Annotated in this window: 11 protein-coding genes; 7 read left to right on the top strand and 4 right to left on the bottom strand. The window is 72.3% G+C overall.

Annotated features, from left to right (window positions below):
• Positions 1-76: 76 nt before the first annotated feature.
• Positions 77-1096 carry a cell division protein ZapE gene (gene zapE / locus AB0F91_RS10990; RefSeq protein ID WP_360596737.1) on the top strand — a complete coding sequence of 340 codons (1020 nt, stop codon included), beginning with the start codon at positions 77-79 and terminating at the stop codon, positions 1094-1096.
• On the opposite strand, the gene AB0F91_RS10985 is transcribed toward zapE, so the two are convergent.
• The gene (locus AB0F91_RS10985; protein ID WP_360596735.1) at positions 1059-1640 is read right to left on the bottom strand and encodes a phosphatase PAP2 family protein; all 582 of its coding nucleotides are present in this window, start codon (positions 1638-1640) and stop codon (positions 1059-1061) included. The genes zapE and AB0F91_RS10985 overlap by 38 nt on opposite strands.
• Before the next feature lie 101 nt (positions 1641-1741).
• Between AB0F91_RS10985 and AB0F91_RS10980 the strand changes: the two genes are divergently transcribed.
• Entirely contained in the window at positions 1742-2638 is an 897-nt protein-coding gene (locus AB0F91_RS10980) for an FAD-dependent oxidoreductase (RefSeq protein ID WP_360596733.1), read from the top strand.
• A 451-nt stretch (positions 2639-3089) separates the two neighbouring features.
• Here AB0F91_RS10980 and AB0F91_RS10975 read toward each other — a convergent pair whose 3' ends face one another.
• From AB0F91_RS10975 to rocD, 3 genes are all read right to left on the bottom strand, one after another.
• A complete protein-coding gene (locus tag AB0F91_RS10975; protein ID WP_360596732.1) occupies positions 3090-3431 on the bottom strand; it encodes a hypothetical protein in 342 nt (113 codons plus the stop codon).
• Between the two features lie 313 nt (positions 3432-3744).
• Positions 3745-5100, bottom strand: a complete 1356-nt coding sequence (locus AB0F91_RS10970) for a DUF2252 domain-containing protein (protein WP_360596730.1) — start codon at positions 5098-5100, stop codon at positions 3745-3747.
• A 45-nt stretch (positions 5101-5145) separates the two neighbouring features.
• Positions 5146-6381, bottom strand: coding sequence for an ornithine--oxo-acid transaminase (gene rocD, locus AB0F91_RS10965; RefSeq protein WP_360596728.1), 1236 nt, complete (start codon positions 6379-6381; stop codon positions 5146-5148).
• Positions 6382-6525: 144 nt separating this feature from the next.
• On the opposite strand from rocD, the gene AB0F91_RS10960 reads away from it, so the two are divergent.
• Genes AB0F91_RS10960 through AB0F91_RS10940 form a run of 5 tightly spaced genes read left to right on the top strand, consistent with a single transcriptional unit; the run spans position 6526 to position 11271 of the window.
• Positions 6526-6858, top strand: a complete 333-nt coding sequence (locus AB0F91_RS10960) for a metalloregulator ArsR/SmtB family transcription factor (RefSeq protein WP_360596727.1) — start codon at positions 6526-6528, stop codon at positions 6856-6858.
• Positions 6855-7322, top strand: a complete 468-nt coding sequence (locus AB0F91_RS10955) for an SRPBCC family protein (RefSeq protein ID WP_360596725.1) — start codon at positions 6855-6857, stop codon at positions 7320-7322. Before AB0F91_RS10960 ends, AB0F91_RS10955 begins: the two co-directional genes overlap by 4 nt.
• Before the next feature lie 15 nt (positions 7323-7337).
• Positions 7338-8189 (top strand): PPK2 family polyphosphate kinase, encoded by an 852-nt coding sequence (locus tag AB0F91_RS10950; protein WP_360596723.1) that lies wholly within the window; start codon positions 7338-7340, stop codon positions 8187-8189.
• Between the two features lie 20 nt (positions 8190-8209).
• Positions 8210-10321 (top strand): prolyl oligopeptidase family serine peptidase, encoded by a 2112-nt coding sequence (locus tag AB0F91_RS10945; protein ID WP_360596721.1) that lies wholly within the window; start codon positions 8210-8212, stop codon positions 10319-10321.
• Complete coding sequence (locus AB0F91_RS10940) at positions 10318-11271, top strand: LLM class F420-dependent oxidoreductase (protein ID WP_360596720.1); 954 nt, start codon at positions 10318-10320, stop codon at positions 11269-11271. The genes AB0F91_RS10945 and AB0F91_RS10940 overlap by 4 nt, the downstream gene beginning before the upstream one ends.
• Positions 11272-11408: the final 137 nt, after the last annotated feature.

Raw genomic sequence — 11408 nt, 5'->3', positions numbered from 1 at the left:
TCCGGCCCCGACCGGGGGATACGCGGGTGGGACACCCGGACCGGCCGGGTGCCGGGCCTGGCTAGGCTCTGCAGCCATGCCCGCAGCTGCCCTGACGGACCGGTTTCCCGAGCTCGGGGCCGACGAGCTGATCTCCTCGCTGGTGCCGCCGCCGCGGTTCGGCGAGGCGCGGTTCTCCACGTACCTCCCGAACCCCGACGAGCCCAGTCAGGCCGCCGCGGTGAAGTCGTGTTCGGCGTTCGCCGGGCGCATCGGGGACCGGCCGCTGAGGAAGTCGCGGCTGCGCTCGCTCTTCGGCGGCGAGGCCGCCCCGGCCGGACCGATGGGCCTCTACCTCGACGGCGGGTTCGGCGTGGGCAAGACCCACCTGCTCGCGTCGACGTGGCACGACGCGCCTTCGCCCAAGGCGTACGGCACCTTCGTGGAGCTCACGCACCTCGTCGGCGCGCTCGGGTTCGCCGAGGCCGTGCGGCGGCTGTCGGAGCACCGGCTGCTGGCGATCGACGAGTTCGAGCTCGACGACCCCGGCGACACCACGCTCGTGAGCCGACTGCTGCAGGAGCTCACCGACGCGGGCGTGTACATCGCCGCGACGTCCAACACACTGCCCGACAAGCTCGGCGAGGGTCGCTTCGCGGCCGAGGACTTCCTGCGCGAGATCCAGGCGCTCTCACGCCGCTTCGAAGTGGTGCGGGTGGACGGGCCGGACTACCGCCACCGCGGGCTGCCCGACGCCCCGCCGCCGGTGAGCGACGAGGAGCTCGAAGCGTCGGCCGCCGCGCACGAGGGGTCCACTGTGGACGAGTTCGAAGCGCTCGTGGCGCACCTGGCCAAGTTGCACCCGTCTCGCTACGGCAAGCTGCTCGACGGAGTCCGGCGCGTGCACCTCAAGCACGTGACGCCGGCGCCGGACCAGAACGTGGGGCTGCGGCTCGTGGCGTTCGCCGACCGGCTCTACGACCGCGCGATCCCCGTCGTGGTGTCGGGCGTGGCGCTGCCGGAGCTGTTCACCGAGGAGATGGTGAACGGCGGCTACCGCAAGAAGTACCTGCGGGCGGTCAGCCGGCTGACGGCGCTGGCACGCGACGCGGTGTGACGGCCCGCAGCCCGGTCACCACGGCGGTGGCGAAGACCGTGCCGCCGGCGATGTCGGTGAGGTAGTGGTAACCGAGGCCGATCATGCCGATCGCCGCGCAGCACAGGAGAACCACGCCGAGCACGACGGTGACGACCTTCGGGCGCGCCACCAGGACCAGCACCACCAGCACCGTCACCAGGCTCACCGTGTGGCCGCTGGGGTAGACGAGGATGTCGTTCTTCCAGCGGTCGAACAGCGGTTTGAGCACCCAGGTGTTCAGCGCCAGGGCGAGCGCCGGGCCCGCGACGGCCAGCAGCGCGTCCGTGCGGCGGCGCAGGTACAGGCATGTGCCGGCGATGACCACGATGGCCGGGATCAGCACGTACGGCTCGGTCGGCAGCACGAGCACGTCGAGCGTCCCGTGGCCGATTCCCGCGAGCGCGCCGGCGGCCCACGCGTCGAGCGCGCCGGGGGCGTGCCCGCCCGCATAACCGAGTCCCAGTGCGACGGTCGCCAGCGCGCACAGCACGGCGACGAGCGCAAGAATGCGGCTCGTGTTCACAGTTTCTCCCCTCCCGGGGCGAGCTTACGCGGATGGCGGGTGGCGCCGGTGGCCCGGCGTCGGCGACGATCACGGGCGGGAGCACGAGCGGAGGGAGCGGCATGCGGATCACCGTGGCCGGCGGCGGGGTCGTCGGGCTGAGCTGCGCGTACCGGCTGGCCGAGGCCGGCCACAGCGCGACGGTCGTGACGGCGGGCAAGCCGGCGGAGACCACGTCGGCCGTGGCGGGCGGGCTGATCTACCCGCCGGTGGCGCGGCCGGACGAGCGCGTGGTGCGCTGGACCGGGACCACCGTCGGCGTGTACCGCTCGCTGCTCGCCGCGCCCGGCATCCGGTTCCTGCCGGGCTGGATCCGCGTCCCCGAAGAGGTGCCTGATCCCCGCTGGCTCACCGCGATGACCGACGTGTCGCGCGAGGGCTCCGTGCTCGCGTTCACCACGGCGCTCGTGGACACGCCGGTGTACCTCACGTGGCTGGCCGAGCAGGTCGCCGCGCTGGGTGTGCGGACCGAGTACCGCACGGTCGCCTCGCCGGCCGACCTCGACGCCGACGTGGTCGTGAACGCCACCGGCCTGGCCGGCGGCACGCTCGCGGGCGACGACACGCTCGTCCCGGTGCGCGGCCAGGTCGTGCACCTCGCCGACCCCGGGCTCACGTCGTGGTCGGTGGAGGAGGCCGACGGCGACCTGACGTACGTGATCCCGCACGGCCGCCACGTCGTGTGCGGAGGCACTGAGGAGATCGGCCGCAACGACCTCGAGCCGGACTCCGCCGTGGCGGCGGCGATCGTGCGCCGGTGCCGCGAGCTGGAGCCACGGCTGGCCGACGCCGTCGTGCTGGGCACCCGCGTGGGCCTGCGGCCTGGGCGGCCGAGCGTGCGGCTGGAACGCGTCGGTGACGTCATCCACTGCTACGGCCACGGCGGAGCGGGGATCACGCTGGCGTGGGCTGCGCGGAGGACGTGGCTTCGCTCGTCTAGGGCTGGACGAGCTGGGTGATGCCGCGGCCTTTCCGGTAGGCGCTGTCGCTCGCCCGGCTCCGGAGGACGTACGCGGCGCGGGTTCCCGCTGTCGCGAGGGCGCAGAGGCAGTCATCTCCCTGGGTAGGACTGTCGTCGGGGACGACGATGCCGGTGGTCCGCGGCTCGGGTTTCGGTGGGGTGCGGTCGATTCGGCCACGAACGTCTTGTGTGCCTTGCCGGCGGGCTTGAGCTCGCGGTCGTGGGTGTAGCGGCCGAGGTCGTCCGCGAGCGGGTCGAGTTTCGCCACCAACGCTGGGTTCACGTCGTGCGAGCACCACCGTGAAGCCGAGCGCGCGGGCGCTGCTCGCGGCGTTGCCGATCGAGCGCGACGGCCGCTCGCCGCACTGCGGGCGCTTGGCGTCGGAGAAGTGGATCGATGGCGCGGCACCGTCTTCCGGGATCCAGACCGTGCGCGCCGGGTCGATGGCCTACGTCCGCGCGACCTGGATCAGGCGCTCGGCGTTGTGGGTGGCCAAGGCGCTCAGCGGGTCGGTCGTGAGCGTGCCGAAGAACGACTTCCACGGGTGGATCGCCACGACGTTGTGCCGCCCGTTGCCCCACGGCGCGCGGTCGCAGCCGACGGTGTGCGCCTTGCCCGGCGCGACGGTTTCCGCCTTCTCGCACAGGCTCATGGCCCACGCGTCGGCCTGCTGTGGGGTGACGGCGAGGCCGGCGGAGGAGTCCCAGTGGTAGTACGGCTCGTTAGACAGCTCGAACCCGAGGAACCGCGGGTGCCGGCCGATGCGTTCGCCGAGCTTGGTGAGCAGCACGCGCTGCGCGTCGAGCGCGGCGGGGTCGGTGAACCAGTTGACGGGGCTTCGGGGTGGTCTGCAGCCGGTCGGGCGTCCAGTAGCGGGCGGAGAGGTGGTCGCGTTCGCGCCAGTCCTCCCACCTGTGGAATCACCGCGTGGCCGGCGTGTAGTCCGCCCGAGCCGGAACGCCCGCTTGCGCCTTTGCGGTGCCGCGGAGGCCGCGACGGGCGTGGCCGGCGCCGACCCACCACCACCGTGAGCACCGAACGCCACCTCAGCCTTGGCACCGCGCGGAATACGTTCTCCAACGTGGGCCGGTGACTTGTCCACCTCAGCCGGTGAACCTCGCGTGGTCGGCCTCCGTCTGATCGGCGTAACGCAGGGCGTACGCGCCGATCGCCTCGTCGAGGTCCTCGTCGTCGGCGAAGTAGCCGGCGAGCAGCTGGGGGTGCAGCGAACGCGTGTGGGCGCGGGCGAGCAGAGCGCCGGCGAGGCGGCCGTAGTCGTCGAGGTGGTCTTTGCGCAGGGCGGCGGGGTCGATGGCGCCCTTGAGGTTGCGGAACTGGCGGACCACGAAGGGGATGCCGTCGATCGTCGTCCAGCCGAGCAGGATGTCGGTCTCGGCCTGGACGAGGCGGGCGCCGGTGACGATGCGGCGGCCTTCGTGGTCGGCGGGGGAGACGCCGAGGTAGGGCGCCAGCGCCGAGGGCTGCGCCTGTTTCACTTGCAGCACCAGGTCTTCGTTCTCGTTGCCGTGCAGGAGCACGACGTAGCTGCGCAGCCCGACGCTGCCCGTGCCGACCACGCGGAACGCGACGTCGGCCACCCGGTAGCGCGACGCGAGCGTGCGCCGCGACTCCCGCAGGGTGTCCACATAGGACGCCAGCGCGGTGACGATCGAGTCGGCCGTGGCGTCGGCCACGTGCGTGAGCACCGGCGGGTCCTCGACGAACCGGTGGCGCGCCAGGCCGGTCTCGTGGTCGTCGACGTGGCGGGTCCACCTGGCCACCACCTTGGCGCTGGTGTTGCGGCGCGCCTTCTCCTCGGCTTCGGCGAAGTCGTCGATCAGCTCGTCGGCGCGCGCCCGCGACACGGCCGACGCATCGGGCAGCGCGTTCCACGACTGCAGGAACGGCAGCTGCGCCAGCGCGCGGATCGTGCGGCGGTAGGACTTCACCGCGTCCTCCGCCGCGTCGCGGCAGGCCGCCTCGCCGATGCCGCCCTCGCGCCCGGCGAGCACCAGACTCGCCGACAGCCGCTTGAGATCCCATTCCCACGGCCCTGGTGCGGTTTCGTCGAAGTCGTTGACGTCCATGACGATCCGGCCCTCGGGCGTGCCATACAGCCCGAAGTTGGCCGCGTGCGCGTCACCGCACAGCTGCGCGGTGAGCCCCGACGACGGCGACCCCGCGAGGTCCGCCGCCATCAACCCGGCCGCCCCGCGGAAGAACGTGAACGGCGACGCCTCCATCCGCTCCCGCCGCAGCTCCACCAGCTCGGGCAGCCGCCACGCGTTGCTCGCCTCGAAGTACTCCCGCACCCCCGGGCGGCCCGCACCCGCCGCCGCGTGGTCGTGCGCCTCGACCGGCGCACGCTCCCGCAGCCGCTTGCCCCGCGCGTACAGCTGCGCCGGGTCGACGTCGTCCGTGCCGACCAGCGGCCGTTCCACCCAGTCCCCTCGTCCCATACCGGACTCAACGAGCGAACCGGGCGAAACGCTCCCGTGAGCGACCTAGCCGCGCACCACCTGGGCGATCGCGTCGATCCCGCGATCCAGCTCCGCGCGGCTGATCACCAGCGGGGGAGCGATGCGCAGCGTGTGGTCGTGCGTCTCCTTGCACAGCACGCCCAGCCCGGCGAGCGCCTCCGACGCGGCGCGCCCCGTGGGCCCGCCCGCGGCGATGTCCACACCCGCCCACAGACCGCGGCCGCGGATTTCCGACAGGCCGTGGCCGACCAACGCCGACAGCCGTTCGTGCAGGTGCGCACCCAATTCTTTGGCGCGTTGCTGGTACTCACCGGTCTGCAGGAGCCGCACCACAGCGCGGCCGACGGCGCACGCCACCGGGTTCCCGCCGAACGTCGAGCCGTGTTCGCCCGGCTTCAGCACGCCCAGCACGTCGCGGCTGCCGACCACGGCGGACACGGGCAGGATGCCGCCGCCGAGGGCCTTGCCGAGGGTGTAGACGTCGGCGCGCACGCCCTCGTGGTCCAGGGCCAGCACGGTGCCCGTGCGGGCGAGGCCGGACTGGATCTCGTCGGCGATGAGCAGCACGCCGTTCTCGTCGCAGGCGCGGCGCACGTCAGCGAAGTAGCCGGCCGGCGGCACGATCACACCGGCCTCGCCCTGCACCGGTTCCAGCAGGACCGCGGCCGTGCGCGGGGTGATCGCGGCGCGCAGGGCGGCCGCGTCGCCGTAGGGGACCGTGACGAAGCCCGGCGTGAACGGGCCGAAGCCGGCGCGCGCGGTGTCGTCGGTGGAGAACGAGACGATCGTGGTGGTGCGGCCGTGGAAGTTGGAGCCGGCGACCACGATCTCCGCCGTGCCGTCCGGCACGCCCTTGACCTGGTGGGCCCACTTGCGCGCCACCTTCACCGCCGACTCCACGGCCTCCGCGCCGGAGTTCATTGGCAGCACCATCTCGGTGCCGGTCAGCTCGGCGAGTTCGCGGCAGAACAGCCCGAGCTGGTCGTGGTGGAACGCACGCGAGGTCAGCGTGACCCGGCCCAGCTGCTCCACGGCCGCGCCGATCAGCGCGGGGTGGCGGTGGCCGAAGTTCAGCGCGGAGTAACCGGACAGGAAGTCGAGGTAGGACTTGCCCTCGACGTCGGTGACCGTCGCGCCCTCGGCTTCGGCGATCACGACGGGCAGGGGGTGGTAGTTGTGCGTGCTCCACCGCTCGTCGAGCTCGATGAAGCCGTCGGCGGAGGCAGGGATGGCGGTCTCCCGACCGGCGAGCGTCGTCATGCGTTCAGGCTAGATCCAACGGGCGGGGACTTCAGCCGGGAAACGTTGCTTGCACCCGGCGTTTGTTGCGCAGTCGAACGGTTTGACCGGCGAATCGCTGCGTGGCGTTGACCGCTGGCATTGGTAAGCTGTAACTTACCGTTCGTGGCGACTTACGGAAGCGACCGGCTCTCCGCCCTCGCCGACCCGTCGCGGCGCGCGATCTTCGAGGCGCTCCGCCAAGGGCCGCGCGCGGTGGGTGAGCTGGCCGCGACGTTGCCGATCAGCCGTCCGGCGGTCTCGCAGCACCTGAAGGTGCTCAAGGAGGCGGGCCTGGTCGTCGACCAGGCGGCCGGGACGAAACGGCTGTACCGGCTGCGCCCCGACGGAATCGCCGCGCTGCGCGCCTACCTCGACGAGATGTGGTCGGACGCGCTGAGTTCGTTCGCGAAGCAAGCCGAAGCCACCGCCCCCGACCGAGGAAGCGAAGAGCCATGACACTCGAACCGATCCGCAAGACGATCACCGTCGCCTGCTCGCGCGAGCATGCGTTCAAGGTCTACACCGAGGGCTTCGACAGCTGGTGGCCGCGCGAACACCACCTGGGCGAGGCCGAACTCGTCGAGGTGGTGCTCGAGGCGGGAGAAGGCGGGCGCTGGTACGAGCGGCTCGCCGACGGGTCCGAGTGTGTCTGGGGCCGCGTGCTCGCCTGGGAGCCACCCGGCCGAGTGGTTCTGTCGTGGCACATCGACGGGGACTGGAAGATCGATCCGGACCCGGCACGCGCGAGCGAGATCGAGGTCGTTTTCACCGAGAAGGGGCCCGGGACCACGCGAGTCGCCATCGAACACCGCGCGTTCGAGCGGCACGGCGCCACCGCCGAGAAGGTTCACGACGGCGTGGACACCGACGACGGCTGGACCGGGCTGCTGAAACTCTTCGCCGCGAAGGCCGCTTCCTGACGTTATCGTCGCCGGATGGCGAAGAAGGACAACGGGACCCGGGTCCGCGACGCGCTCCGTGCCACGGCGGAGCTGCCGGATCCGGGGTCCTCACCCGTCGGGCCGGGCAAGAAGGGCAAGGGCGAGAAGAAGCTCGCCACCGCCGGCGACCGGCTCGACGCCCTGCAGGAGGCGCTGTACGCCGAGGGCGCGAGCGGCGGCGGCCGCAGCGTGTTGCTCGTGCTGCAGGGCATGGACACCTCCGGCAAGGGTGGCACTGTTCGGCACGTGCTGGGTCTGGTGAACCCCATGGGCGTGCGCTACAAGGGCTTCAAGGTGCCCACGCCCGCCGAGCGCCGCCACGACTTCCTGTGGCGCATCCGCAAGGAACTCCCGGCCTCGGGCCAGATCGGGGTGTTCGACCGGTCGCACTACGAGGACGTGCTCGTGCCCCGCGTGTCCGGCCTGCTGACCGCGGCCGAGCGGCGCAACCGGATATCGCAGATCAACGCGTTCGAGAAAGAGGTGGTGGCGGGGGGCACCACGATCGTCAAGGTGTTCCTGCACATCTCGCCCGAGGAACAGCTGCGCCGGCTCGTCGCGCGGCTGGAACGCCCCGACAAGATCTGGAAGTTCGCGCCGTCCGATGTCGAGGCCCGCGGCCACTGGGACGCCTACGCGCAGGCGTACGCCGACCTGCTCGCGAGCACGTCCACCGACCACGCGCCGTGGTACGTCGTGCCGGCCGACCGCAAGTGGTACCGCAACTGGGCCGTCGCGGAGCTGCTGATCGAGACGATGACGGAGATGGCGCCGCGGTTCCCGGAGCCGCACTTCGACGTCGCCGAGCAGCTGGTGATGCTGAAGGGTGATGGCGTGCCGGCCTGATCGTCTGGAAGAGTGCGGGCGTGACCGACTCTGCTTTCGACGACGTTCCGTTCCTCCGCCGCCAGGCCCGCACGCAGCGCTTCACCCTGGGCGCCCCCAAGCAGTTCCGCGTGGCCCCGGACGGCTCGCGCGTGCTGTTCCTGCGCAGCGAGACGGGCACCGACCCGCGCCACAGCCTGTGGTCGCTCGACCTCGCGAGCGGTGCGGAGGCCAAGCTCGTCGACGCGGCGGAGCTGCTGCCCGGCGAAGAGGATCTGCCGCCGGAGGAGCGGGCTCGGCGCGAACGCGCGCGGGAGACCGGCGGCGGCGTGGTGGCCTACGGCGTGGACGATGCGTTCACCGTCGTCACCTTCACGCTCTCCGGCAAGCTCTACACGCTCGATCTGGCCACCGGCGCGACCGCCGTGCTCGTCGAGGGGTCGGTCGTCGACCCGCGCCCCAACCCGACGGGCACGCACGTCGCCTACGTCCGCGACCGCCGCCTGCGCGTGATCGAGCTGGCCACGGGCACCGACCGCGCGCTCGTCGAGGAAGAGGGCGACGACATCGCGTGGGGCCTCGCGGAGTTCATCGCCGCCGAGGAGATGGACCGCACGCGCGGCTACTGGTGGGCGCCGGACGGGCAGAGCCTCATCGTCGAGCGCTCCGACCGCGGCCCCGTGCCGCGCTGGACCATCGGTGACCCCGCGAACCCGGACCACCCGGCCAACGTCGTGGCCTACCCGTCGGCGGGCTCGCCCAACGCCCTCGTGTCGCTCGCCGTGCTCGGCCTGGACGGCAGCCGCGTCGACGTCGAGCGTGGCGACTGGGAGTACCTGGTCACGGTGCACTGGTCGGCCGGCGGCGCGCCGCTGCTCGCGGTGCAGCCGCGTGACCAGAAGCGCCTCACCGTGCTGGCCCTCGACCCGGCCGACGGCTCCGTGACCGAACTGCACACCGAGACCGACGAGCACTGGGTCGACATCGTGCAGGGCGTGCCCGCGTGGACAGCCGACGGCCGGCTCGTCACCACCAGCGCGGCCGACGGCGACCACCGGCTCGTGGTGGCGGGGGAGCCCGTCACTCCGCCGGGGATGCAGCTGCGCGCGGTGCTGCACGCGGGCGAGCAGGTGCTCTTCACCGCGTCCGAGTCCGACTCCACGCAGATCCACGTCTACCGCACCGCCTCCGGCGGCGTCCAGCGACTGTCCACTCAGGACGGGGTGCACGTCGGTTCCGGCAGCGCGGAGCTGACCGTGCTCACCGAATGGAGCCTCGCCCACAGCGGCCCGGTGGTCACGGTCCTGCGCGACGGCACCGAGATCGGCCGGATCGCCTCGTCCACTGTGGACCCCGAGATCGAACCGAACCTCAGCTGGCTCACGCTGGGGGAGCGCGGCCTGCGCGCCGCCCTCGTGCTGCCGCGCGGCTACGAACCCAGCGAGGGCAAGCTGCCCGTGCTGCTCGACCCGTACGGCGGCCCGCACGCCCAGCGCGTGCTCCAGAGCCGCAACGCTTTCCTCACCCCGCAGTGGCTGGCCGACCAGGGCTTCGCCGTGCTCGTCACCGACGGCCGCGGCTCGCCCGGCCGCGGCCCGGCCTGGGAGCGGGAGATCGCGGGCAAGCTCGCCGACGTCACGCTCGCCGACCAGGTCGACGCCCTGCACGCCGCCGCGGCCGACCACCCCGAGCTGGACCTCGAACGCGTCGCCATCCGCGGCTGGTCCTACGGTGGCTACCTCTCGGCGCTGGCCGTGCTGCGCCGCCCGGACGTCTTCCACGCCGCCGTCGCCGGCGCGCCCGTCACCGACTGGGCGCTCTACGACACGCACTACACCGAGCGCTACCTGGGCAAACCGCAGGACGCCCCCGAGGTCTACGAGCACAATTCCCTGATCGCCGACGCCGGCGAACTGTCCCGCGCCCTGCTGATCGTCCACGGCCTCGCCGACGACAACGTCTTCCCGGCGCACTCGCTCCGGCTGTCCGGCGCGCTGCTGGCGAAGGGCCGGCCCCACGTCTTCCTCCCGCTGGCCGGGGCGACCCACATGACCCCGCAGGCCGAGGAAGTCGCGGAAAACCTGATGCGCACGCAGGTCGACTGGATCCTGCGTGAACTCGCCGCCGTCACCGTCGACAAGGAGAACGCATGAACCGGTGGGGCCTGACCATCCCGCTCACGGGGGTGCCGCTGCGCGAGCACCGCGCCCTCGTGGAACAACTGCCCGACCTGGGCTACACCGACGCGTGGACGGCCGAAACCGCCGGAACCGACGCCTTCGCGCCCCTGGTGCTGGCGTCGCAGTGGGCCCCGCAGCTACGCCTCGGCACCGCGATCGTGCCCGTCTACACGCGCGGCCCCGGCCTCCTCGCCATGAGCGCGTCTACCCTCGCGGAGCTCGCCCCGGGCCGCTTCGTCCTCGGCATCGGCGCCTCGTCCCCGGTCATCGTCGAAGGCTGGAACGGCGCCGCGTTCGAAGAACCTTTCGCCCGCACCCGCGACACCCTGCACTTCCTGCGCAGTGCACTGGCGGGCGAGAAGGTGTCCGAAAAGTACGCCACCTTCTCCGTGAGCAAGTTCCGCCTCGAACGCGCCCCGGATCCCGCCCCGTCGATCATGCTCGCGGCCCTGCGTCCGGGCATGCTCCGCCTCGCCGCCCAGGAATCCGACGGCGCCATCACCAACTGGCTCGCCGCCACCGACGTCCCCCGGGTTCGAGGTGTCATCGGCCCGGACGTCGAACTCGCCGCCCGCATCTTCGTCTGCCCCACGGAAGACAAGGACGCCGCAAGGGCTCTGGGCCGCATGATGATCTCCAGCTACCTCACGGTTCCGGTGTACGCCAAGTTCCACGACTGGCTCGGCCGCGGCGACGACCTCGCCCCCATGCACGCGGCCTGGGCCGCCGGCGATCGCAAGAAGGCCAACGAAGTCATCCCCGACTCCGTCGTCGATTCCCTGGTCATCCACGGCAGCGTCGAATCCTGCCGCGACCAGGTCCAGTCCTATGTGGACAACGGCCTCACCACCCCCATTATCGCTGTCCTCCCCACGGGCACCGACCCCTTCGACCTGGTCAAGGGCCTGGCGCCCAAGCGCTGACCCCGGCCCGTCCCAAGCGCCCCAATGTGGCGTTGGGGGGGGGCGACCCCCCCCACCCCCCCCTTGGGGGGGGTTTTGCCGGCCCCACACCCGCCCCCCCCCCACCCCCCCCCCCCCCCCCCCCCCCCCGGGCCCCC

This window comes from Amycolatopsis sp. NPDC023774 (assembly GCF_040639695.1).
Lineage (GTDB): Bacteria > Actinomycetota > Actinomycetes > Mycobacteriales > Pseudonocardiaceae > Amycolatopsis.
This window is presented reverse-complemented; position numbering and strand designations above follow the sequence as displayed.